We start from the raw sequence: 21,380 nt of genomic DNA, 5'->3' as shown, positions 1-21,380 counted from the left end.
CACTTAATCACACTACATTGTAAAGATTTGTTAATGTAATTTATATATGTATATCATGAAGATATTTAACTTTAGCAAATCAAAATGAAAACTTTTAGTAAATTAAAAGTTGATCATAAACCCTCATCATGAATAGTATTTCACCACTTATTAACGTATTCGTGGTGAATTATGCGATGGTTCATTGTTGCATTACTTGTTGGTTTTATTGGAGTAGCTTTTTGGAAAATGATGCCAGAAGCTCAGTTCCCATATGCAAATATAATTCAAGTTTCAAACAACTCGGAAGATGAGCTTAAGACAAGGCCTACGCTTGATACCCTCGAGCTTGCTCCTAAGCAAGCTGTCATCGCAGCGGCACCGCCAATACAAAAAAGCAACGACTTTTACGCTGTGAATAAAGTATCGACGCAAGCAAAAGCAGTGCTTTCAGCCGCAAAGGTTTTACCACAGGACCTAAACAATGAAGCTTATATTGAATTTGATTTACCGACACTCAGAAAATTAGAAGGTGGCGACAACTTTGAATTGCTTATTCCGCAAACACAAGAGTCATTTGTAGCAGAGGTGACTGGTATATCTCTGGCGGGAAACGGCGACAAAAGCGTATTCGGTAAAGTAACTGGTGCTGATGGTCGCTTCCATACTACCGTTTTAACTGTGGGCAAAGACGCCGTATATGGCCAGCTCACGGCACCAAGTGGCAACTATGTATTTGAATCAAAAGACCAATATGGTTGGATTGCGGCAAAGCGAGACCTTTACCGCTCCCATAAAGAAGAAGAACTGCATCCACATGATAGCCATGATGAAACAGAACATCACTCAGTTTCTGTGAAGGAAGATATTTTTCAACCCAAAAGTAACGTTAATTAAAAGAAAGGAAAAACAATGAATACAACAGTAAAGGCAGCGTCGCTGGCAACAGCGCTCGCACTATCTGCAAGTGCATCAGCAGTCACCATTGATATCGGTATTCTTTATACTGATCAATCAGCAGCAGCTACATCAAACATTAATACTAAAATCAATCAGCTGATTGCATTTACAAATCAAGTTTACAGCCAAAATGGTATCGACTTGCAGCTACGTCTTGCTGGTACCGAAAATCTAGGTAATCATAATATTACTCCAACCAGTGCATGGTTAAACAGCATTACTAACAGTAATTATGTAGCTAACCTACGCAACACTTGGCGTGCAGATATGGTTGCTGTACTTGGTACAGGTGAGCGCAATGGTAACTACATTACATGTGGTCTAGCTTGGGTAGGTCAAGGTAGCAATGGTAATTTATATTCAAGTATGAACAACCGCATGTTCAGCATTACAGGTATCGATTGTGGTGCAACAACATTTGTTCATGAACTTGGTCACAACCAAGGCCTTACACACTCTCGTAAGCAAGGTGATACCAGCGGTGGTGTTTACGTTGATGGTATGGGCCACGGTGTTCAAGACAATTTCGCAAGTATCATGGCTTATCCACATGTATTTGGTAGCGCAACACAGTATGACTATTTTTCTAACCCAAACTGGTCTCTCGGCGGCGTGCCTTATGGTGTAGTTGGCCAATCATATGCTTGGAAAACGGTGGATGCGACTAAAACAAGCATCGCAAACTTCAAGTAGTTGCTATACGTTCAAGTTTCAAACTAAAACACACCAAAACCCGCGATCTTAGCGGGTTTTTTTGTGCGATATATACTTATTTTGCTAGCCATTTATTGATTTCTTCGTACATAAAGTCACGAATAAGGGGTTGTGCTTCTTTATTTGGGTGTAGGTTATCGCTTTGCATTAATTCCGGTTTGTCCGCCACTTCTAGCATAAAGTAAGGCATAAGATAGCTATTGGTTTGCTCAGTTACTTGTTGGTAGCTTTCGGTAAACATACTGGTATAACGAGGACCTAAGTTCGGAGGAATTTGTATTTCCATTACGGCAACGTTAGCACCTACTTGTTGGCTAGATTGCACTAGTTGTGTGAGATTTGCCTTCAACCTTTTTATAGGAAAGCCGCGCAAGCCATCATTACCACCCAATTCGATTAATACATGAGTAGGCGAAATCGTTTTCAATTGCTGACTTATTTTTGCTACAGCATTACCAGTTGTTTGACCGCTCACGCTAACATTGATAATTTCGATCGGGTTTTGTTCTGTTTCGTATTTATTTTGTAACAATTTAACCCAACCATCATCTTGTTTCAGGCCATAAGCGGCGCTTAAGCTATCACCAACTATCATGAGTTTTTGCTTGGCATTTGCGCTTAACGGCGTCATTACAATAACAAGTATGAACAACAACTTTAGGAAATAGTACTTCATGTCAGTGCTTTCTCAGTTAAATATGATCCAAGTAAAAGGCCTTACTAAACAGGTCTCTACCGTTGAAGGTAATCTCACTATCCTTAGTGATATCGATTTCACTGTCAAGTCAGGAGAGTCCGTGGCTATCGTTGGCGCTTCTGGCTCTGGTAAGTCAACCTTACTTAGTTTACTTGCCGGCTTAGATATCGCATCCAAAGGAGAAGTTCATTTAGATGGCGAATCATTACAAAAAATGGACGAAGAAGCTCGAGCTCAGCTGCGAGCAGAAAAAGTCGGCTTTGTATTTCAGTCATTTATGCTAGTGCAAAGCTTAACGGCACTTGAAAATGTGATGCTTCCTGCTGAATTAGCTGGGGACAAAGGTGCAAAAAATCAAGCTACAGAGTTATTAGAAAAGGTTGGCTTGTCTCATCGTCTAACGCACTATCCTTCACAACTTTCGGGTGGCGAACAGCAACGAGTGGCCATAGCCCGAGCTTTTGTTGGCAAACCCAAAATCTTATTCGCCGATGAACCATCGGCCAATTTAGACAGTAAAAACGGCCATCTTATCGAACGTTTACTGTTTGACCTAAACAAAGAGAATGGCACCACTTTAGTGCTCGTTACTCATGATGAGCAACTCGCCCAACAGTGTGACCGCATTATTCATATTGAAGCTGGGAAACTAGAAGTAATAAAACAAGGAGCAGCAGTCAATGTGGTTTAAGTTAGCACTTACTTTATTCTCTAGGGAGTTTAGACGAGGCGAGCTAACCATCATTTTAGCTGCAATTGCGCTTGCAGTATTGACTGTGTTTAGCTTGTCTTCCATTACTGAGCGGATCCGGTTGAACATAGAACAAAAGTCCGCTGATTTTATCGCTGCTGATAGGCGGCTTTCAAGCAACCATGATTTTGACGACAGAGTATTAACCACAGCACGAGAATTTGGCTTAAATACCGCCAAGCAAGTTTACTTTGACTCTATGTTATTTGCCAACGATGAGTTAATACTTGGCTCATTAAAAGCCGTAACAGAGACATACCCGCTTAGAGGCAAGCTTACTTTAAGAGACAGCTTAGAGGGCGAGAATTACCAAATACAAGCTGCCCCAAAGAAGGGCAATGTATGGCTTAGCGAAGGCCTCTTTTACTCACTAGGCCTAAAAATTGGTGATGAAGTAGAAATAGGGGCAGGGCAATTTACCGTGAGTAAGGTGCTCATTAACGAGCCTGATGCGCCTTTCTTTTCGCTGGCGGGTAACAAACGCGTTCTCATCAATTATGATGATATTCCGGTGACTAAAGCCATTCAACCCGGTAGTCGGGTATTTTATCGCCTACTATTTTCGGGCTCAGAGCAACAATTGGGAGAGTATTACACTTGGCTCAAGCCGCAACTCAAAAGCAATCAATCTTGGCAGGGAATAAAAGACAGACAATCACCTTTAGGTGAAAACTTAGCTCGCTCAGAGAGCTTTTTGCTCCTTGCTGGGCTTTTTGGGATCATGCTTGCTGCTGTGGCGATGGCGGTATCTGCAAAGCGCTATTGTGAACGTCAATATGACCCCGTCGCCATGATGAAAACGCTCGGCGGTAGCCGCAAAACTATTCGCCGAATTTATCTTTTACATCTCTCTTTAGTGACCTTTTTCTCTGTTGTGGTTGGTCTCGTCATTGGTTATGGACTGCAAAATGTTGGTGCCTCTTACCTAATTAACTTTATGGATACAGCTTTGCCAGAAGCAGGGTTTAGGCCTTGGCTGCTGAGCATTGCCGTGGGTGTGGTGTGCGCTATGATGTTTTCACTGAAACCACTATTAGATTTGTTTGATATCCCGCCGCTACGCGTCCTAAGACGCAACCTTGGAGATACCATCGCGATTAGTCGAATTCATATGGCACTCTCAGTTTTAACTATCTTTGGATTGATGTGGTTATTTAGTCGTGACATTAAGATCACCGCGATTTTATTCGGCGCAACCTTGCTACTGATGGTCGTGTTGTACGTGATCTCACGACTCTTATTTTCAGCGGGTAGGAAACTGGGGTTGAGCCCAGGCTCAAGTTGGTCTCTTGCCATTGCTACGCTACAAAAGCGTGCTAATGCAAATGCGGTACAGCTCATTAGCTTTGCCCTTGCTATCAAATTAATGTTGTTTTTAGTGGTGCTAAAAAATGACATGATCTCAGATTGGCAGATGCAAGTGCCAGAAGACGCGCCCAATGCGTTTTTTATCAACATCACGGAACAAGAAATTCAGCCAATGCAAAGCAAACTCGATGAAAGTGGCATCAAACATGAACATTTTTATCCCGTATTTTTGGGTCGTGTCAACGCGTTAAATGGTGAAGAGTTTGCACGCCGAGTCTCACTGCAAGAAGGTGAAGAAAAAGACGAAGATGCTCGTGATGGGGTAGGGCGTGAGCTCAATCTTACTTGGTTAGATGAATTGCCAGCGGGCAATGAAGTAGTCGATGGCAAGTGGTTTGATGACTCTGATGCGCTTCAAGTTTCCGTTGCTCAGGGGCTTGCAGAGCGAGTAGGAATAAAAGTGGGTGATACGCTTAGCTTCCTAATCAATAGTCAAACACTTGAAGCTAAAGTGACGAGTTTACGTAGTGTCAACTGGGGGTCGCTGAAGCCTAATTTTGTGATGATATTTAATGATAAAATCGCCGGCCAATTCCCAGTGACTTACTTTACTGCCGCGAAGCTTGAAACAACCGACACTAAGGTGATTAGTCAATTCTTGAAAGCGTATCCAACAATTAGCATGATAGATATTCAGAGCCAGCTTAAACAGGCACAGTCGATGATTTCTCAAGTCTCATTGGCGATTAGCTTTGTACTGAGTATTGTACTTATCAGTGGCTCTTTGGTACTAATTTCTCAGGTTCAGGCAAGCCTTGCCGAACGTATGCAGGAAATCGTTATTTTACGTACGCTCGGTGCTAAAGGTCGTTTAATAAAGCTCGCCACGCTTTATGAGTTTTTATTACTTGGCGGATTGGCAGGGCTGGTGGCTGCTGTGGTCAGTGATATTGCACTTTTTGTGATCCAAGTTCAAACGTTTGATGTGGATGGTCGCTTTCACCCTTATATTTGGCTGTTAGGGCCAGCCACAGGCGCAGCGTTCGTTGCCGTGATTGGTTACTTTATGGTGTCGAACACCATGAAACAAAACACGCAAGGGCTACTACGCAAACTCGCATAAAGCACTTGTCAGGCTTAAAAAGTGGCTCACTGTTTTCATCGGTGAGCCACTTATCTCGCAAAAGCAAAACTCCATCGCCTTGATCTTTACAAACTTCAATTACGTACCTACCTTTAAGTAGGGCTACGCAGTACATATGCGAAACCAAAGGATATTAAAAATGGATAGGATACCGGTTAAAGGCATCATTTTTGACCTAGATGGCACCCTAGTGACATCTGAACTCGATTTTTCACTTATTCGGGCACAAATAGGCTGTCCGGTGGGAGAAGACTTACTCAGCTTTATCAGTGCATTACCTTCACCTTACATGCGTGAAGAAGCTATGAACATCGTCCACCAGCATGAGTTGTGTGATGCACAGCACTGTGATGTTATTCCTGGAGTTAAGGAGTGTATTGCACAACTTTCGAGAATGGGAATTCCACTAGCCGTTGTGACCCGAAACTTTGCAAAAGCGGCGCGATTGAAGCTTAAAACAGCGGGGTTGCCAATCCCATTGATTTTAACGAGGGATGACGCGCCAGCCAAACCAGACCCTGCCGCACTGCTGCAAGTTGCTCAGACCTGGCAAGTGCCACCTTATCAATGTGTTTATGTTGGCGATTACCTCTACGATATAGAGGCGGCACATAACGCCAATATGCCGTCATGCTTGTTTGCCCCCAATGACAAACCTCACTACGCAGAGCAAGCAGATGTCGTCATTAGTCACTTTGCTGAGTTAGTTGATGCGCTGTACACGCTAGACATGAGAAGACACCGCTACTTAGCCTAGCGCAATAACATTGAAGCTATCAGTTATGTGTTATTTGGTAGTTTGCTTTTTTGCCTTCAGTTGACTCAAATGATCCTTTGTCACCCACAGCGATATTGTCAACGTCGCTTTGTACCACGGTAAAATTGCTCTGTGCTTTCCCGTGCTTAAAACGGCCGCTGTGCATCAATACAATTTTACCTTGTTGTCCAGAAAAACAACCTGTTACAGCCTCAAAGCCATTAAATTCAACATCTCCTGCTTCGGTGTAATGAAGTAGATAATAAACTTCGCTACTGCCTTCAATCTCGCCTTCATAACTGAGGCTCACCACGGCTTTTGAGAGTTTAGCGCCATCATCAAATTGTTTTTCTGTGGTTTCTTGCCAATTGATAATTTCATACACACCAGTTAGTTGCATCGTTTATCCCTTAATTTTATAGTGGAAAAGTTTGACCTTGCTCTGCAGTTTTATGCAGCTTGTTTTAAATCTAGCACGCCATTTAAAATTGGTATTGTAAAAACGCGACAACACACGAAGAGCTCTATCCATAACAAGGCAGCGATGAAATCTAACCATAGCCAAATTAACGGTATACTCCATCAACAACAAAGCGCTCCAAATTACCAGCTCAGACGGTATTTCCCATCTACAGAGTTAGTAGGTCTTATAGAGCAGTTTTGGTTTGTCGACTGGTGTTTGCCGGATAATAAAACTCATACACAAAGAAACTTACCAGATCCCAACTTTCATTTGCTGCAAAGTACCGATGAAATAAAAATTATTGGCCCTGTAAGCAAAGTATACGATTACACAATGCGCGGAAAAGGACAGATCTTGGGGGTTAAATTTAGGGTCGGTGCCCTAGTGGAGCAATTTGATATCACCCCTTTGACATGTATAGACAAAACCTTTTCTTTGGAGTCTCTCTGCGATGTACCGTCGAGCTCACTTATTGCTCCATTAACGATGGCGAATGATGATGCAGAGCGGGTAAAAGTACTATCACAGTTTTTAATGCCATTGACACCCCCCTTAAGCATAGGTGCAGCTATGGCTGAAGATATTCTCAACACCTTACAAGATCGCAGCGATATTTTTACGGTTGAGCAACTGGCCGAACAATGCGACATGCCAATACGAAAAATACAAAGGCTCTGCCAACATTACATCGGCTTTAGTCCCAAATGGCTAATTCGGAAGTATCGCCTGCACCAAGCGCTTGCAATGCTTGAATCCGATACGAGCACAATGGCAGACATTGTGGCTCAGTTGGACTATACCGATCAGTCCCATCTTATAAGAGATTTTAAAGAAATAATCGGCACCACTCCCAATCGTTATCTCAAGCTTCCCTAACAGGTAGTGTGCCTATGTGTGTTGTAATGCCCCTTTACAACACCACAACGCAATGACAATTAAGCTTCAATCGCTTTACAAATTAGTGCAATTGCACCGCTTGTCATCGAGGCATCCAACGCTTCTCTATCTGGGTTACACTCCATAGCAAGTGCAAAACCATGTAGATAATCAACCAGTAAGTTAATCGCATCTTGTTGTGCCTTTCCTTGTAAATCAAGCGATTGAGTGATCTCCTCAAATCGAGTTTGAAATACTTGAGCTGGACCTACAGAGTCCATTGACAGTAGCACAGTTAGCAATCCTGGATAGTCGTCGAGTAGCTGTAAATAACTTGCACTGAGCTGTTGTAGTTCTGTTTGCCACTTTTCAGCGCAGCTAGGTTCATAGATTTCATCGACTAAAGAGCAAGTCAAAGCCTCGAGCAGAGCCTGTTTGTTTTTAAAGTAGTGATAAATAGCCATTGCATCGACATTTAGGCAGCTCGCCAACGCTCGAATACTAGGCACTTTTCTACTTTCCTTCATCTGCAATTTGGCTGTTTGTATGATCCGCTCCTGACTTAGTGCTTCATCTTCCGCTAGCGGTCGGCCACGCTTTTTATCCTTGACACTCATTGTTTACTCTCGCTAAGATAAAATAAATTCTACAGTGTAGAATTTATTTTATCTTGAAATGGTATAGGGTTCAACCGGAGTATAAAATGGCAAATATCGTCTATATTGGGGCAAGCCTCGACGGCTTTATCACGGATAAAAATAACCGCTTAGACTGGCTACACGAATTACCTAACCCTGAAGGTTTAGACTTGGGGTTCGCCGATTTTATGGCCCGTGTAGATGCCATCATCATGGGGCGAAATACCTTTGAGACAATCCAAGGGTTTGATTGCGAATGGCCATACAACAAACCTGTTTTTGTATTGAGTAATACACTTAAAGAGGTACCAAAAGTCTTTGCGGATAAGGTATCGCTTGTGCAAGGTGAACTGACAGATATCGTCGAACAACTTGCTCAGCAGGGCTTTAAAACCCTTTACATTGATGGCGGAAAAACCATACAAAGCTTTCTACAACAAGATCTCATTGATGAGCTAATAATCACAACTATTCCAACTATTTTAGGTGGTGGAACACCTTTATTCGGAACACTAAATGAGCCGCTTAAATTTAAACATGTGAATGCTGTGAGATATTTAGATTGCGTGGTAAAAAATTACTACGTACGGCAAAGATAACGCCAAGAAGGCGCTTAAAATAAGCGCCTCAGTATTAAGCGCACTGCTTATCACCTGACGTAGCTTCCATATCTGCATGCTTTAACTGATATAAATCACGCCAAAGCAGAGGGATGATAATAACAGTTAACGTGATGTTTGAAATAGGTACCGCAAGCCACACCCCATCAACACCAAACCAAAAAGGTAATACGTATAAAAACGGCAATTGCACCAACATGTTTCCAAGCGAAATAGCCAAGGCTTTACCGCCTTTGCCAACCGCAACAAAGTACATTGAGGTAAGAAATATAAAGCCATCCAAGAATAACGTGGATAGATGTAGCTGCAAACCACGCTCGGCCGCGTTGAGCAAAGCTAAATCCTCACTAAAGAGCCCAAGTACATACGTCGGAAATAGATAAAACACCGTTACCATCACCACACCAAAACCCAAGCTCACTTTGAGCGCTAGCTTAAACATAGTGCGAATGCGCTGGTAAAGGCCAGCTCCAAAATAATAACTGATGGGCGGCTGGACACCACTGGCCACACCTTCTGCAATAAAATAGTAAATAACGCCAAGGTAACCAACCACAGCGAAAGCCGCCACCTCAACTTCACTGGCAAATATCAGCAACTGCTTGTTATGTAACGCAATGATAAAGCCAAAATACAAGAACATTACCAACCCTGCAGCGCCTTGCTTAAATATTTCGAAGATTAGAGAGAGGTTAAGTGCCCCTCTCGGCTTATTTTCTCCACAGGAGTTGAGTAAAAAGTAAAGCGCGCCAAGTGCAACTATCCCTTGTGAAATTAGCGTAGCAAGTGCAGCGCCGAGTAGTTGCCAACGTAATTCTACAATCATAAAATAATCGAGTACTATGTTGCAGAGCGCCCCTACAATCAGCAAAGCCGTTGCAATTTCCGGTTTACCATTGTTTCTTAGTAGCAATGGTAATGCACCTGCTGCGATTGTGACCCCGGCCCCCCAGTTCAATATCTGTAAGTAGTCTAAACTGGAGTGTAAAAGTTCACCTGAAGCACCTTGTATCTCTAGTAATGTCGGTCCGAATAATACAAGGATAGTTATTACAAACACAGTCAACATGGCGATAAGCCAAAAGCTTGTGCTTATCAATTGCTGCGTATTTGTATTGTCGTCAGCACCACGATAAATCGATAGCAAACTACCAGATCCCATCCCCACTAGAACACCAAAACCGATAATGATCCCTATAATGGGCCAAGCAAGGTTTACAGCGGCCAACCCCTGAGCACCAAGGTAGTGACCAATAAAAATACCATCGACGATTTGGTACAATCCATTGACCATCATTGCGACAACGGCAGGGATGGTGTAGCGCCAAAAAGTGCGGGTAACGTTAGCGTCCTCAGTTTGTGTTTTGCTCGTTGAATCTAACAACATGATGAAATCCTTAAGCGTGAAAAGTGGTTATTATCCTTGAAATTGAGATTGGTCAAAGTTAGTATCCATCCGAAATTCGGATAGGTTAATCATTATGCATTGGACACTCGATCAACTTGAAGCCTTTGTCACCGCAGTAAGGCTGGGGTCATTTTCAGCTGCGGCAAGGCATTTGGGAAAAGCGCAATCTCGTGTCAGCACCTCAATTGCCAATCTGGAAGCTGATCTAGGTTTTGCACTTTTTGACCGCTCAGCCAGACTACCGGTGTTAAATCAAGCTGGTCTCGATCTGTTTAAAGAAGCCGAAGCGGTGCTTATGCAATGTCAGCGACTGCAATCAAGAGCCAATTCACTTAATTATGGTGAAGAGGTGTCTCTCACCGTTGCTATGGATGAAGCTGTACCCATCATCGCATTTGAGTCTTTGTTTGAACGACTAGCTCAGCAATTTCCGCTATTAAAATTAGCTATTATCAACGGCTCCCAAGACGATATTGCGCAATGGGTGAGTGCAGAAAGGGCTGAGATAGGCATTTTATTTCACCAGAAACCATTACCAGAATCGCTGGATTTCACCTCAATTAGCAGTTTTAAACAAGTCTTGGTCTGCTCCCCTCATCATCCGCTTGCACAACACCCAGCCCCGAGTATTGAGGAGTTAAATCTGCATCGACAGCTTGTAATACGTGATCGTATTGGAAATACTCAGTCACAAGCCATATCTACAAGTCACTGGCATATCGATAGTTACTATTACATCATGGGTTTAGTGATTAGAGGGGTTGGTTGGGCGTTGGTACCTGAGCATGTTGTCAACACGCCGTGGTATATGGGCGAACTCGTTGAGCTGTCAACTGAGCATATTCCTAACCCTCTAATTGTCGAAATGGGTATAGTACAACGTAGAGACCAAAGTAAAGGACCTATCGTCCAGTGGCTCTATAACGAAATAGCAAACTTATTCTGATCTTCATGCTTGCGTTAGACTTAGACTATATTTGCTGTCGTTAAGCTGGCGTTTTTAGTAAACAGATGGTTAAATTAGCGTGTTTTGGATAAATCGCTTTTAGTGCGGTAGCATAGGTTCACGTATACGTAGTAGAGTGGCATATAGCCAGCACATCATATTTAGGAGAGCGTGGTCTTAGCATTTAAGACCGCAGTTAGGATACATTATGTTTGATAAAAATACGCTTATTGAAGCCTATGAAAATGTTTTAATTACACTTCTTAAAAAGCGCATCAACGAACTACAGTTTTATGTAAATCAAAGCGCCTACTCGCATATGTTATTATCTGTTGAGTTTTGGCATTACGATGTAAATTGGAATATCTACAGCCTGCCGGAAAGTCATTTTGAACAGCATAAAAACGTTGCCTCAGATGAATTTATTATTTTATCTGACTTTGAAGAGGACTGCCCAGAAGTCGCTAAGTTAAGAGATATTTTTGAGAGTTGGGAGGAACTAGAGCTCGCTGAAGATGAAGATGAGAACATGGATCTGTTATTCAAGCTTTCTCATGGAGCACTCGCCGAAGCGCTATGCGGAAACGAAGTTAAACCACTATTGTCAGACCTCTTCGCTGAAAATAAGGCGCTAAAAAATAGACCATTTAACGAGCTTATCAAAGTAGAAGATCCAGACGGACGTTTTGATCTCAACTTTGTGGAGGCTGTTGCTTAGCAAACCATTAAATAAACCTATACAAGATACTTATTGGCTTGCTTTAAAGTAGGTAAATTTCACTGTGTAAACCCCTGTTGTAAAGGGGCTTTACACGCTAGTTCATTTCACGTGCCTTTGTGATGGCGATTTGAATCGCAGCTTTGGCCTGTGGGCTGTTTTTCCAACAAGTTGTTCGCAACATAGAAGCGACCCGCTCAGCAATTTCTTCAACTTCATAGGTCGCAAGTTCGCTTAAACTACAAATACCGATTTCTTCAAAACGCTTTATCACCGTAGGGCCGATTCCCTTGAGGGCAAGTAAGGTGTTTTTTTCACTGTCAGAGAAAACCATAGAACAGCTATTCTTTTCTTTATCCAAACATTCAACATTGCGCGATAATATTGAAATTCTATCACTATCTTGACTTGAGAAGTCTGGGTCAACATAAATGTACATTCTTGTGATCAAGTTATCAGAGAATTCGAACACACTACAAAAACGGCCAGACGAAATTTGATTATCAGGCCAGTGTGTACCATCACGCATTACTCCACCTTCTTGTCCTTCAACAACTACTGTTTTTCCCGACACGATGAAATTAAAATGTGCAATATCGTGCCAAATACTGTTTAGTGAGCTGCCTATTTTATCACCAAATTCAAGTAATGCTTGTTTACCTACGGCGTCACCAAACTTTGGAAAAAAGAACGTTACTTCATCATGAAATAGGTCTAAATAGCTAGAGTCTCCAGCATCAACCTTTTTAAAGTACTCGGTTACTGACTCAATTAAGGTATTTTTATCCATAGTGTTTTCTTCCTAATCCTTGCAATTAATTTGTGATCTCACTCTCTTTATTAGGGCAAACGAAATAAAAACAATATAAGCAATCTCAATTACAAGGTTTGTATACCACAATAAGGAGTGGTAACTTATTGATGAATATAAGCTAAAATCGATTTGAAGGGAGTTCAATGTTCAAGCTAAGACCATTCCGAGCCAATGATGTCGCCAATATAGTCGCGATTTTGAACGATCCTGATGTTGTTCGGTATTTATCAACAAAAATTCCGCAACCTTACACCGAGCAAGATGCAATATGGTGGATAAATGAGGGAAGTAAACACGGCCATATTCGAGCGATATGCGATGGTCAGCAGCTTATCGGCTGTATAGGTGTTAATCCTGGCGAGTTTGAATATCAGCGCTCTGGTGAAATAGGCTATTGGCTCGCAAAAAGTCATTGGCGTAAAGGAATTACTCATAAAGCCATTTTACACATTACGTCAGAGGTATTTAACGAGACCAGTATTGAACGGATCTTTGCCGCCGTATTTGACGACAATCATGCATCAATGAAGCTACTAGAGAAGTCAGGTTTTGAGCAAGAAGCGGTGTTAAAACGCGCTATATTTAAAAATGAGCGTTTCTACAACAATCACATTTTTGCCTTATTAAAGCCTTAAAGGGGCGGTTGCTTAGTTCAACCGTAAGTAGGCTACTCAAGCAACCCAGTAGCTCCGTATTAACCTAGACCAAAGTAAGCGCTATCTCTAGCGACTCAATCTGCTTTTTTAAGCTTGGATTGATTTCTTCATCGGTAATAATTGTGTTAATTTCGTTAGCGGTAACAATCTGATAAGTAGCGACTTTATCTAGTTTATGGCTCGGTCCCATAATCACAGTGTGATCGCTTTGACGAATAGTCGCAGAGAGGATCTCCGCTTCTTCGATATAGCTTGCACTAAAACCGTGGTGAATATGGAACGAGCAAATCCCCATAAAAACAATATCAAAACGGATCCGTTTCACCATTTCGATCGCCGTCATGCCTACCACCCGCATTGCAGGTTTAAACATAGGACCGCCTAACACAATCACATCCACTAATGAATGGTAGGCCAGCTCTTTGGCGATTAGTGGACAACCCGTAACCACAGTCAACGGCATATTTTTAGGTAAGTGCTGAGCCAAATAACGGCACGTCTCGCCAGAATCAATCACTATCGTTTGTCCAGGCACGAGCATCGCTAAGGCAGGTTCAATATAACGAATTTTACTGGTATCGGGCTTATCTAAACGCTCAATATAGTCAGGAGTATTATCCTGCAGCGCTAAAGCGCCACCATGAACGCGCCGCAGGAGCTTAAGTTCAGCCAGTTTGTTTAAATCCCGACGGATTGTGTCTTCGCTCACATCAAGCGTTTGCGCCAAGGACACTGAGGTGATCCGCCCTTGTAAATTAAGCTGATCGAGAATGAATTGATGACGTTCTGCCAATAGCATTGCATGTTCCTGCATGTTTTTGCGTAATTTTACTTGAAAAAGATCGAGATACAAGCGTATTATTTGCATGAAAATGCATGGTGAAGCCTGTTTAATATCAACAAACGCTCGTTTATGCATGAAATATTATCATAAGGAGTAAAAATGGCACTAAATTCACTCAACCTGAACCACTATCAGGGGTTGATATTCGATATGGATGGCACACTTGTTGATTCTGAAGTTGCAGTACGACAGGCCGTCGCGCCTTGGTGTGAGAAACATCATGTCGATTTAGAAATGGTATTAACTACGGGCAGAGGTGCGCGTTTCAAAGACTTTATAGAACAATTTACTCCGCATTTAGATTGTCAGCATGAAGTCGAGCTGTTGGAACAAGCAGAAGCCGATCTTGCCCATACCGTAACAGCCATTCCCGGCGCTAAATCGTTTTTAAGCGAAATAAAAGCACAGCAACGCAAGTGGGCCGTTGCAACTTCTGCAAATCGTCATAATGCAATTGCACGACTCACCACAGCAGGTTTATCTATTCCTGAAATATTAATTACCGCAGATGATGTTGGGCAAGGTAAGCCTCACCCTGAGCCATTTTTATTGGCGGCCAAACGACTGGGAGTGGCAACCTCTAAATGTCTTGCATTTGAAGACTCAGATCAAGGGGTAAGATCCGCACTTAACGCAGGCTGTGAAGTAGTCGTAGTTAACCGTTTTTGTACCATTCAACATGACCATATTGTTGCCCGTATCAATCACTATCAGGATATCTACTTATCAGAGGAAGTAAGCAAATGAAAACATGGCTGACAGGCTTTTATCAAACGAAAGATACCTACTGGGATTTCGCCGGTGTGCTCTTCGGCGGTATCGGGTTTATCGCATTATTAGGTCAGCTATTCTACTTATCAGAGGAAGTAAGCAAATGAAAACATGGCTGACAGGCTTTTATCAAACGAAAGATACCTACTGGGATTTCGCCGGTGTGCTCTTCGGCGGTATCGGGTTTATCGCATTATTAGGTCAGCTATTCAGTGAACTTGAGCGCCAAGGCCCAACCAACTTGTCCTATACGTTTTTAATCGGGTATGTTCTGGTATTTAGTTTTTGGCTGATATACGGGCTGAGATTTCAGCGGCTGGCAATTATTGTTACCAATGTACTTTGCTTATTCTTGCAGATCTTAATTTTACTAACTGCAATTTTGCGTTGAATTATTGGTAAAGCTGTTCCAACAATGGAGCGTAGTTAATCTTATCGGTGGTCTTCTTATTTTCAAATAGATGGCAAAAATAAAAGAATTTACTCTACATAGGGATAGTAAAGATCGAGTGTGATTTTTGCTTTAAGTCGACGATGGTGGCTTAGATTGTTGTTGTTGAGGGGTTGGATCAATATTTAACTAACGGGCCCAACTCCTTTAGCCTCTTGGATCAGAATTTTACCAAGCTAATTCTAAAAATAGATTAATAGATCATATTTTTACTAACTAATGAGGAGAATTTAGTTGGGTAGATCACTATTTTACTAACAATATCGTAATTGAGTTGGTAAATTTGCGGTGTATAGCGCAATTGTTGCTGATATTTTATGCTAAGTGGTGTGGTTTCAATAGCTTAATGGAAAAGTGTTAGTAAAATAATGATCTAAAAAGGCGCCAAAGATGGCGCCTTAGTTAAAATATGATCCAGTACAGCGTACTAACCAGCATACCTATGATGACTAGGTAAAATAGTGATCTGAAATAACTCGGTTTAGTTGCAAAGATAACGACAAGGAGTAGCACAGCTAAGGTCGTATAACCAATAAACTCTAAGCTACCGTAGGTTCCCTGAGTTGTAAGGGCCAATGCTAAACTTCCGCAAAGGCAAAGCCAGCTGGCAATGGTTAATTGGCTTGTTACGTTACCTTTTGGGCGTGTGCCAAATACTTCTTTATAGTGATTGGGTTTTGCTACTGCAAAACCCATAAACGCAAGTAGACAAAGTAAAAACGTTAGCCATTCCATTAGGCAGTTACCTCGCGCTTTGCTTGGCGACGTGGTGTCGTTGGCGCTGCTTTGGTACTGCCGAGCTTTTTAGCTTGAACTAAGAAACCGATAGCGATACCAATAGCTATTGCATCAAAACCAAATAATACCCACTGACCATTAATGAAATAGCTTACAAGGTTGCCCTCTGTGGTCAGCATATTTACGACAGGCAGTAAGCCCCACACGATTGCATTCACTTTCGCAGATAGCAGCCACGCGAGCCTATTCGACTTAAAGAGCGCGGCCAGAGTGAATACTCCCCAGGTAACAAAGAACGCCAGAACTTCTTTGTCTGCACGGCTCGATAACTCCATTGGAAGCAAACGGTTTGCATAAAAGAACATTGCCGTTGCGGCTGGTAGTCCCATAATGGTGCCTAAATTGAGCGACTCCACAAGCCTAAGGCCTACACCCGGCTTGTCACCACCTTTGAGCTTTTGGCGCAGTCTTTTTGCCCACATAACAGCACCCGTTGCAATCATGGCACAGCCTGCCAATCCCGCGATAAAGTACAGCCAACGCAAAAGCGGCTCTGCTAAGCGCCCTGTATGCAGTGCTATCATTCCGCCGTAGAGATTTTCAGCGCCAGACAGTGTCACATTGTGTGTTTTTAACAACTCACCTGATGCTGCGCTATACATCCAACTTGGTGGATCGTCCTGCACGGCGCGTTGAGCATTGGCATAAAGCTTTATCGTTGCACCTGAGTCTCCTGGTGATGAGATCACAATGCGGCGAAGTGGTGCGTCGCCAGAGTTAGTAAAATAATGATCTAATGCTTTGTTTAATGCTAGATCCGTTAGTGGCTGTCCTGTTTCAGGGATCTCAGCAAGAAAGGGGTAGCGCTCGGCTCTGAGCGTTTTTGTATCTTCAAAGCGCTGTTCTGCAGGTTGTGGCAGTAACATAAAAATAAGCGTTACTAAGCCGGTGTAAGTGATCATAATATGAAACGGTAATGCCACTACTGAAGAAACGTTGTGAGCGTCAAGCCAGCTTCTCAACCCTTTCCCGTTTCTAAATTGGAATAGGTCTTTGAAGATGCGCTTATGGATCACCACGCCAGAAATAAGCGCAATTAGCATAAACAGAGTTGCAAAACAAACAATCCAACGCGCGGTGATTGCGCTCATGTAATGCAAATCAAAATGCAGTCGGTAGAAAAAGTTACCGCCTTTGGTCTCCCTAAACTCAGGAAGCGCCTCCAGCGTTACAGGGTCAAGATACTCAGAGTGACGTTTTCCGCGCCTTTCTCCTTCGGCTGGCTTTTCGGAGTACATCAATAGCAAGCTCGGGCGACGCTCTGTTGGCATCTCAATACGCCAAGACTCGGCGTTTGGCGCTATCTCTTGAAACCGTTCGATACTCTTTTTGACCGTTTCATTTTGTTGGGCACTATCATAATGAGGTAAATGGTGCGTTGCTGGTTGCGCCCATAGACTGATCTCATGTCTGAAAAAGCTCGCAGTACCGGCAAAAAAGATTAAAAACAGCAACCAACAAACGAGTAAACCCACCCAAGTGTGTAACCAAGTCATACTACGAAAAAATGACTCTCTCACAGGGAGCCTCCAAAATGCGTCAAAGTGCCGTAGAGAATACAAAGTAGTCCGATCATGCCAAGAAATACCTTTTTAAAAGAGCGGCATCCAAACACCCAAATAAAGACAATGGCGTAAAAGACGATGCCGGTTGTTAATGCATATAAAAGCGCATCTAGGCGCGTAGTTGGTAAAGTTAAAGCCAATAAAGATGAAGCTAAAACGGTCACATAATAGCCGCCGAAAATAGCGATGAAAAAGCGTGCTAGTACTTCAGCTTTATATAAAATAGCCTTATTATTTGTGTTATCCCGACTAGGCATAGCACCCCTTTAAAAGACAGCAAACGTAATAGAATATTATCCAATAATTTGCATCTAAATGATAGTGATTCGCACTTGTTTTAAGTCGAGTGGAGTTGTTTTAACGACTAAGTACTTTAAGTTTTGCTAGTTAAATGGGGTTTTGAATATGGTTATGTCATAATGATCCTTGGTGATGTTGGGTAAAATAAATAAGGGAAGATGGAAGTTTTTGAACGTGTTAGGCAATGCAAGCTGTGCGATAAAACGCTTCCTATGGGGGCAAAACCTATTATTCAAGGCAGTTGCAAGGCTAAAGTGTTGATTATTGGTCAAGCACCGGGATTGAAAGCACATCAAACCTGCCAGCCGTTCAATGACCCTAGTGGAGGTAGATTGCGAGACTGGCTTGGTGTAAGTCGAGCGCAGTTTTATAACCCAGATCTATTTGCCATTATGCCAATGGCATTTTGTTACCCAGGTAAAGGGAAGTCTGGAGATTTACCACCGCCGAAAATTTGCGCGCCAACTTGGCATCACCAGGTGCTAGCTACGCTCACTCAGGTGTCGCTGACACTACTTATTGGGCAATATGCGCAAAAGTGCTACTTAACGCAATATTCATCGGTAACTGAGGTGGTTAAAAATGCTGACTTTTCCAGCCAAAGTCATCTGCCATTACCGCACCCAAGTCCTCGCAATCAAATCTGGTTAAAAAAGCACGATTGGTTTGAAAAAGACAGTGTACCGCAGCTAAAGACAAGAGTTTCAGTTGCACTATCGTCTTGATAGTTATGAAATCAATTTTTAATTAATGCTTTTTACTTAGGTTTTAAGTTAAAGATAGTTATATAGGTTTAAAACTAAGGAATAAAGGTCATATCAGTCAATATTCATAATCATTTAGTTGCGTAATTACGAGTATTACCTCATACTCCATCCTGTTTACATAACGAACATTTATTAACATTTTCAAAGGACTTGATAATGATATACAAAACTACCGGTTGGGCTGCTGTATTACTCTCGCTCATCGCATTTTACCCTAGTATACAACCTGGTGCGTTTTCTGTAATGGGCTTCTATCTGTGCTTATTTTCCCTCATTATCGCAGCGTTTGCGAGCCACATGGATAAACCGATTTATTTTCGCAGCGTGATCACATTGTCTCTTATTAACATTCTATTGGTTAATGATGGGACTCGTGCAAGTCTTTGGTTTGGCCAAAGCGATTGGGTTTATATTGGCTCTATGTACGGGATCTTTCTAGTCGTAGTAAGCATTTGTGGCTTTTTGGTCAGTCGAGACCTTTTTGTATCGACGCTAGAGGGCAAAGCTGAGACCGAGTAGGATTCAGTGCACAAGCGGGAGCTTGTACACTGGGTCTATGCGCTTAATGTGCAACTAGCGACTGGGCCACACTTGTGGTCGGGCGACCAATCAACTGGCTGAGCGCATTACTCTGGGTTGCCAAATATCCTTTTTGCGCTTGTGCCTCTGCGTCAACCAGTAATGCGGCAAAAGTTGCTGGCACGCCTAGATCAACCAAGTGGACCAAATATTCTTCATCAGATACAAACTTTGCTTTTACTTCAACATGAGTATGCTTTGACACAGCTTGTGCCAAACCTTCAATTGTAAAAGCGTTATCGCCAGCCAGTTCATAGACTGAATTATCATGGCCAGCGCTACTTAATACGGTGGCAGCAGCCAGTGCGTAGTCTGCACGAGCGGCGCTGTTGATTTGAGCTTGCGGCGCAATTGAGGTAATGGCATTATTTGCTGTAAATACAGGCACTAAATCAGTGTAGTTCTCGTTATACCATCCATTTCTCAGCATGCTATAAGCCACGCCGCTTGCCCTCAAATAAGCCTCTGTTTCTTTGTGCTCTTTAGCCAGCTCCAGTGGTGAATCGTCCACATTCAAAATACTGGTATAGGCAATTAAGCGCACTTGGTTTTTCACAGCGGCGTCAATAACTGCTTTGTGTTGAGGTGTGCGGCTTCCGATCTGGTTGCCGGAGATTAGCAGCAGTTTTTCAACACCTGCAAGTGCTGCGTCAAGTGTGTGCGGTTTGTCGTAATCAGCTTGCCTTACGGTGACCCCTAAATTGGTGAGTGCCTTTCCTTTATCGAGATCTCTGACTAGAGCCACAATATGTTTGGCTGGTATCTTCTGTGCCAAAAACTCGATAACTAATTGACCTAATTTACCTGTTGCGCCTGTGATTGCGATCATGATGTATACCTCTTTTTAAAATGAGAATGTATTGGATGTGGCTATTATGGGTGGTAATTTTTGTTATCATAAGTGGGTTAATTCGATATGGTGAGTTCTGAAATTGAGTACAATAGACTTAAATGCATTAAAACTCTTAGCAATATTTGCAACGGTTGTGGATGTGGGAAGTTTTGCTCAAGCCGCTAGAAAGCTCGCAACTAGCCGTTCTAGAGTGAGTGAACAAGTGTCTCAGTTAGAGACTATGCTAGGCGTTAGACTACTGCAGCGTAGCACGAGGCAACTCACGCTAACGCGAGAGGGGCGTGACATTTTGGCTCAAGCACATTCATTACACGCTATTTTGGATGATGTTGAGGTATTACTAGATAACAAAGAGCCTCATGGTATGGTCTCAATAACCATAACACACGACACCGCACATAAATTTCTGTTACCAAAACTACCTGAGCTCACGGCGCGATATCCGAAGATCCAATTAAATATCATTGTTGATGATAACAAGCGCGATATTATTAATGACCAAATAGATCTCGCTATCAGGGTTGGCTTTCCTAAAGACAGCGCATTGGTTGCAAGGCAATTACATCAAGAATGTTTTAAGCTCTATGCAAGTCCTAAACTGATAGCATTGCATGGTTTACCAAGCAAAGACACACAGCTAAATCAGTTACCTTGGTTACTGTTAGAGCAGGCTAAATCAACGGGGATGACACAATTTTATCGTGGTGGTGAAGCCATAAACTTTACACCAACTCAAGTGCATTGGTGCAATTCTCCTATGTTGTTACAACAAATGACAGTAGCAGGATTAGGAGTTGCGCAGTTATTGCCTTCTACTGTGAAGCAAGAAGTTGAGCGTGGGGAGTTACAAATGATCTGTCCAGAGTTAAGTAGCGAGCAGCTGGTGTTTTCTCTCATTTATCCATCGCGTAAACAAATTCCACCTAGGACACGGGCGGTGATTGACTACCTATTGGAAGCGAATCTGTTTGGATAGCTTTAATTCTTTTTAATAGAATGATTC

26 protein-coding genes and 1 pseudogene are annotated in these 21,380 nt (G+C 42.5%); 16 read left to right on the top strand and 11 right to left on the bottom strand.

The features are described 5' to 3' along the window. Positions 1-171: 171 nt before the first annotated feature. Positions 172-876, top strand: a complete 705-nt coding sequence (locus L1D50_RS11135) for a hypothetical protein (RefSeq protein WP_138521271.1) — start codon at positions 172-174, stop codon at positions 874-876. A gap of 15 nt (positions 877-891) precedes the next feature. After that, complete coding sequence (locus L1D50_RS11130; RefSeq protein ID WP_128727016.1) at positions 892-1,632, top strand: reprolysin-like metallopeptidase; 741 nt, start codon at positions 892-894, stop codon at positions 1,630-1,632. Positions 1,633-1,708: 76 nt separating this feature from the next. Here L1D50_RS11130 and L1D50_RS11125 read toward each other — a convergent pair whose 3' ends face one another. Beyond that, positions 1,709-2,329, bottom strand: coding sequence for an arylesterase (locus L1D50_RS11125; RefSeq protein ID WP_239966052.1), 621 nt, complete (start codon positions 2,327-2,329; stop codon positions 1,709-1,711). On the opposite strand from L1D50_RS11125, the gene L1D50_RS11120 reads away from it, so the two are divergent. From L1D50_RS11120 to L1D50_RS11110, 3 genes are all read left to right on the top strand, one after another. Continuing rightward, positions 2,328-3,041, top strand: coding sequence for an ABC transporter ATP-binding protein (locus L1D50_RS11120; RefSeq protein WP_010376092.1), 714 nt, complete (start codon positions 2,328-2,330; stop codon positions 3,039-3,041). The genes L1D50_RS11125 and L1D50_RS11120 overlap by 2 nt on opposite strands. After that, positions 3,031-5,532: an FtsX-like permease family protein gene (locus L1D50_RS11115; RefSeq protein WP_239966051.1), complete on the top strand. Its 2,502-nt coding sequence runs from the start codon at positions 3,031-3,033 to the stop codon at positions 5,530-5,532. The genes L1D50_RS11120 and L1D50_RS11115 overlap by 11 nt, the downstream gene beginning before the upstream one ends. Positions 5,533-5,692: 160 nt before the next feature. Beyond that, complete coding sequence (locus L1D50_RS11110) at positions 5,693-6,310, top strand: HAD-IA family hydrolase (protein ID WP_239966050.1); 618 nt, start codon at positions 5,693-5,695, stop codon at positions 6,308-6,310. Between the two features lie 19 nt (positions 6,311-6,329). Here the strand turns inward: L1D50_RS11110 and L1D50_RS11105 are convergent, their stop codons facing one another. Next, positions 6,330-6,710, bottom strand: a complete 381-nt coding sequence (locus L1D50_RS11105; RefSeq protein WP_138521263.1) for a DUF3224 domain-containing protein — start codon at positions 6,708-6,710, stop codon at positions 6,330-6,332. 144 nt (positions 6,711-6,854) lie between these two features. On the opposite strand from L1D50_RS11105, the gene L1D50_RS11100 reads away from it, so the two are divergent. Next, positions 6,855-7,649: a helix-turn-helix domain-containing protein gene (locus L1D50_RS11100; protein ID WP_239966049.1), complete on the top strand. Its 795-nt coding sequence runs from the start codon at positions 6,855-6,857 to the stop codon at positions 7,647-7,649. A 59-nt stretch (positions 7,650-7,708) separates the two neighbouring features. Here the strand turns inward: L1D50_RS11100 and L1D50_RS11095 are convergent, their stop codons facing one another. Next, complete coding sequence (locus L1D50_RS11095; protein WP_128727010.1) at positions 7,709-8,266, bottom strand: TetR/AcrR family transcriptional regulator; 558 nt, start codon at positions 8,264-8,266, stop codon at positions 7,709-7,711. 86 nt (positions 8,267-8,352) lie between these two features. Here L1D50_RS11095 and L1D50_RS11090 point away from each other — a divergent pair, with 86 nt between their 5' ends. Next, positions 8,353-8,886: a dihydrofolate reductase family protein gene (locus L1D50_RS11090; RefSeq protein WP_128727009.1), complete on the top strand. Its 534-nt coding sequence runs from the start codon at positions 8,353-8,355 to the stop codon at positions 8,884-8,886. A gap of 34 nt (positions 8,887-8,920) precedes the next feature. On the opposite strand, the gene L1D50_RS11085 is transcribed toward L1D50_RS11090, so the two are convergent. Beyond that, positions 8,921-10,294: an MATE family efflux transporter gene (locus L1D50_RS11085; protein ID WP_128727008.1), complete on the bottom strand. Its 1,374-nt coding sequence runs from the start codon at positions 10,292-10,294 to the stop codon at positions 8,921-8,923. 94 nt (positions 10,295-10,388) lie between these two features. Here L1D50_RS11085 and L1D50_RS11080 point away from each other — a divergent pair, with 94 nt between their 5' ends. Beyond that, positions 10,389-11,261, top strand: coding sequence for a LysR family transcriptional regulator (locus tag L1D50_RS11080; RefSeq protein WP_128727007.1), 873 nt, complete (start codon positions 10,389-10,391; stop codon positions 11,259-11,261). 208 nt (positions 11,262-11,469) lie between these two features. Beyond that, on the top strand, positions 11,470-11,979 hold the full coding sequence (locus tag L1D50_RS11075; protein WP_239966048.1) for a hypothetical protein: 510 nt from the start codon (positions 11,470-11,472) through the stop codon (positions 11,977-11,979). Positions 11,980-12,076: 97 nt separating this feature from the next. On the opposite strand, the gene L1D50_RS11070 is transcribed toward L1D50_RS11075, so the two are convergent. Together L1D50_RS11070 and L1D50_RS11065 are read right to left on the bottom strand one after the other, a co-directional pair. Beyond that, positions 12,077-12,313: a helix-hairpin-helix domain-containing protein gene (locus L1D50_RS11070; RefSeq protein ID WP_128727138.1), complete on the bottom strand. Its 237-nt coding sequence runs from the start codon at positions 12,311-12,313 to the stop codon at positions 12,077-12,079. Positions 12,314-12,352: 39 nt separating this feature from the next. Next, positions 12,353-12,769, bottom strand: a pseudogene (locus tag L1D50_RS11065) (nuclear transport factor 2 family protein); the annotation flags it as partial. 167 nt (positions 12,770-12,936) lie between these two features. On the opposite strand from L1D50_RS11065, the gene L1D50_RS11060 reads away from it, so the two are divergent. After that, the gene (locus L1D50_RS11060) at positions 12,937-13,428 is read left to right on the top strand and encodes a GNAT family N-acetyltransferase (RefSeq protein WP_128727005.1); all 492 of its coding nucleotides are present in this window, start codon (positions 12,937-12,939) and stop codon (positions 13,426-13,428) included. A gap of 64 nt (positions 13,429-13,492) precedes the next feature. Here the strand turns inward: L1D50_RS11060 and L1D50_RS11055 are convergent, their stop codons facing one another. Then, positions 13,493-14,263: a DeoR/GlpR family DNA-binding transcription regulator gene (locus L1D50_RS11055; RefSeq protein ID WP_239966047.1), complete on the bottom strand. Its 771-nt coding sequence runs from the start codon at positions 14,261-14,263 to the stop codon at positions 13,493-13,495. Positions 14,264-14,392: 129 nt separating this feature from the next. On the opposite strand from L1D50_RS11055, the gene L1D50_RS11050 reads away from it, so the two are divergent. Genes L1D50_RS11050 through L1D50_RS11045 form a run of 3 tightly spaced genes read left to right on the top strand, consistent with a single transcriptional unit; the run spans position 14,393 to position 15,455 of the window. Beyond that, positions 14,393-15,040 (top strand): HAD-IA family hydrolase, encoded by a 648-nt coding sequence (locus L1D50_RS11050; RefSeq protein ID WP_128727003.1) that lies wholly within the window; start codon positions 14,393-14,395, stop codon positions 15,038-15,040. Next, entirely contained in the window at positions 15,037-15,171 is a 135-nt protein-coding gene (locus L1D50_RS23435; protein WP_275660182.1) for a hypothetical protein, read from the top strand. Before L1D50_RS11050 ends, L1D50_RS23435 begins: the two co-directional genes overlap by 4 nt. Further along, on the top strand, positions 15,168-15,455 hold the full coding sequence (locus tag L1D50_RS11045) for a hypothetical protein (RefSeq protein WP_239966046.1): 288 nt from the start codon (positions 15,168-15,170) through the stop codon (positions 15,453-15,455). Before L1D50_RS23435 ends, L1D50_RS11045 begins: the two co-directional genes overlap by 4 nt. Positions 15,456-15,917: 462 nt before the next feature. On the opposite strand, the gene L1D50_RS11040 is transcribed toward L1D50_RS11045, so the two are convergent. Genes L1D50_RS11040 through L1D50_RS11030 form a run of 3 tightly spaced genes read right to left on the bottom strand, consistent with a single transcriptional unit; the run spans position 15,918 to position 18,135 of the window. After that, positions 15,918-16,250 (bottom strand): DUF3325 domain-containing protein, encoded by a 333-nt coding sequence (locus L1D50_RS11040; RefSeq protein ID WP_128727001.1) that lies wholly within the window; start codon positions 16,248-16,250, stop codon positions 15,918-15,920. Further along, the gene (locus L1D50_RS11035; protein ID WP_128727000.1) at positions 16,250-17,833 is read right to left on the bottom strand and encodes a PepSY-associated TM helix domain-containing protein; all 1,584 of its coding nucleotides are present in this window, start codon (positions 17,831-17,833) and stop codon (positions 16,250-16,252) included. Before L1D50_RS11035 ends, L1D50_RS11040 begins: the two co-directional genes overlap by 1 nt. After that, positions 17,830-18,135 (bottom strand): hypothetical protein, encoded by a 306-nt coding sequence (locus L1D50_RS11030; RefSeq protein ID WP_128726999.1) that lies wholly within the window; start codon positions 18,133-18,135, stop codon positions 17,830-17,832. Before L1D50_RS11030 ends, L1D50_RS11035 begins: the two co-directional genes overlap by 4 nt. 201 nt (positions 18,136-18,336) lie before the next feature. On the opposite strand from L1D50_RS11030, the gene L1D50_RS11025 reads away from it, so the two are divergent. Beyond that, positions 18,337-18,903 carry a uracil-DNA glycosylase family protein gene (locus tag L1D50_RS11025; protein ID WP_128726998.1) on the top strand — a complete coding sequence of 189 codons (567 nt, stop codon included), beginning with the start codon at positions 18,337-18,339 and terminating at the stop codon, positions 18,901-18,903. Positions 18,904-19,101: 198 nt separating this feature from the next. Continuing rightward, positions 19,102-19,464 (top strand): hypothetical protein, encoded by a 363-nt coding sequence (locus L1D50_RS11020; RefSeq protein WP_128726997.1) that lies wholly within the window; start codon positions 19,102-19,104, stop codon positions 19,462-19,464. A gap of 43 nt (positions 19,465-19,507) precedes the next feature. Here L1D50_RS11020 and L1D50_RS11015 read toward each other — a convergent pair whose 3' ends face one another. Then, the gene (locus tag L1D50_RS11015; RefSeq protein WP_128726996.1) at positions 19,508-20,353 is read right to left on the bottom strand and encodes an SDR family oxidoreductase; all 846 of its coding nucleotides are present in this window, start codon (positions 20,351-20,353) and stop codon (positions 19,508-19,510) included. A gap of 103 nt (positions 20,354-20,456) precedes the next feature. Here L1D50_RS11015 and L1D50_RS11010 point away from each other — a divergent pair, with 103 nt between their 5' ends. Further along, a complete protein-coding gene (locus L1D50_RS11010) occupies positions 20,457-21,353 on the top strand; it encodes a LysR family transcriptional regulator (RefSeq protein ID WP_138521251.1) in 897 nt (298 codons plus the stop codon). Positions 21,354-21,380: the final 27 nt, after the last annotated feature.

Source organism: Pseudoalteromonas sp. Isolate6, assembly GCF_022398435.1.
Taxonomy (GTDB): domain Bacteria; phylum Pseudomonadota; class Gammaproteobacteria; order Enterobacterales; family Alteromonadaceae; genus Pseudoalteromonas; species Pseudoalteromonas galatheae.
The sequence above is the reverse complement of the archived record's forward strand: the minus strand, read 5'-3'. Positions and strand labels throughout refer to the sequence as shown.

Excerpts from the sequence above, each read along its gene's own strand:
- L1D50_RS11135 (WP_138521271.1), top strand. The coding sequence starts at position 172 with ATGCGATGGTTCATTGTTGCATTACTTGTTGGTTTTATTGGAGTAGCT.
- L1D50_RS11130 (WP_128727016.1), top strand. The coding sequence starts at position 892 with ATGAATACAACAGTAAAGGCAGCGTCGCTGGCAACAGCGCTCGCACTA.
- L1D50_RS11120 (WP_010376092.1), top strand. The coding sequence starts at position 2,328 with ATGTCAGTGCTTTCTCAGTTAAATATGATCCAAGTAAAAGGCCTTACT.
- L1D50_RS11125 (WP_239966052.1), bottom strand. The coding sequence starts at position 2,329 with ATGAAGTACTATTTCCTAAAGTTGTTGTTCATACTTGTTATTGTAATG.
- L1D50_RS11115 (WP_239966051.1), top strand. The coding sequence starts at position 3,031 with ATGTGGTTTAAGTTAGCACTTACTTTATTCTCTAGGGAGTTTAGACGA.
- L1D50_RS11110 (WP_239966050.1), top strand. The coding sequence starts at position 5,693 with ATGGATAGGATACCGGTTAAAGGCATCATTTTTGACCTAGATGGCACC.
- L1D50_RS11105 (WP_138521263.1), bottom strand. The coding sequence starts at position 6,710 with ATGCAACTAACTGGTGTGTATGAAATTATCAATTGGCAAGAAACCACA.
- L1D50_RS11100 (WP_239966049.1), top strand. The coding sequence starts at position 6,855 with ATGAAATCTAACCATAGCCAAATTAACGGTATACTCCATCAACAACAA.
- L1D50_RS11095 (WP_128727010.1), bottom strand. The coding sequence starts at position 8,266 with ATGAGTGTCAAGGATAAAAAGCGTGGCCGACCGCTAGCGGAAGATGAA.
- L1D50_RS11090 (WP_128727009.1), top strand. The coding sequence starts at position 8,353 with ATGGCAAATATCGTCTATATTGGGGCAAGCCTCGACGGCTTTATCACG.
- L1D50_RS11085 (WP_128727008.1), bottom strand. The coding sequence starts at position 10,294 with ATGTTGTTAGATTCAACGAGCAAAACACAAACTGAGGACGCTAACGTT.
- L1D50_RS11080 (WP_128727007.1), top strand. The coding sequence starts at position 10,389 with ATGCATTGGACACTCGATCAACTTGAAGCCTTTGTCACCGCAGTAAGG.
- L1D50_RS11075 (WP_239966048.1), top strand. The coding sequence starts at position 11,470 with ATGTTTGATAAAAATACGCTTATTGAAGCCTATGAAAATGTTTTAATT.
- L1D50_RS11070 (WP_128727138.1), bottom strand. The coding sequence starts at position 12,313 with ATGGTTTTCTCTGACAGTGAAAAAAACACCTTACTTGCCCTCAAGGGA.
- L1D50_RS11060 (WP_128727005.1), top strand. The coding sequence starts at position 12,937 with ATGTTCAAGCTAAGACCATTCCGAGCCAATGATGTCGCCAATATAGTC.
- L1D50_RS11055 (WP_239966047.1), bottom strand. The coding sequence starts at position 14,263 with ATGCAGGAACATGCAATGCTATTGGCAGAACGTCATCAATTCATTCTC.
- L1D50_RS11050 (WP_128727003.1), top strand. The coding sequence starts at position 14,393 with ATGGCACTAAATTCACTCAACCTGAACCACTATCAGGGGTTGATATTC.
- L1D50_RS23435 (WP_275660182.1), top strand. The coding sequence starts at position 15,037 with ATGAAAACATGGCTGACAGGCTTTTATCAAACGAAAGATACCTACTGG.
- L1D50_RS11045 (WP_239966046.1), top strand. The coding sequence starts at position 15,168 with ATGAAAACATGGCTGACAGGCTTTTATCAAACGAAAGATACCTACTGG.
- L1D50_RS11040 (WP_128727001.1), bottom strand. The coding sequence starts at position 16,250 with ATGGAATGGCTAACGTTTTTACTTTGTCTACTTGCGTTTATGGGTTTT.
- L1D50_RS11030 (WP_128726999.1), bottom strand. The coding sequence starts at position 18,135 with ATGCCTAGTCGGGATAACACAAATAATAAGGCTATTTTATATAAAGCT.
- L1D50_RS11025 (WP_128726998.1), top strand. The coding sequence starts at position 18,337 with ATGGAAGTTTTTGAACGTGTTAGGCAATGCAAGCTGTGCGATAAAACG.
- L1D50_RS11020 (WP_128726997.1), top strand. The coding sequence starts at position 19,102 with ATGATATACAAAACTACCGGTTGGGCTGCTGTATTACTCTCGCTCATC.
- L1D50_RS11015 (WP_128726996.1), bottom strand. The coding sequence starts at position 20,353 with ATGATCGCAATCACAGGCGCAACAGGTAAATTAGGTCAATTAGTTATC.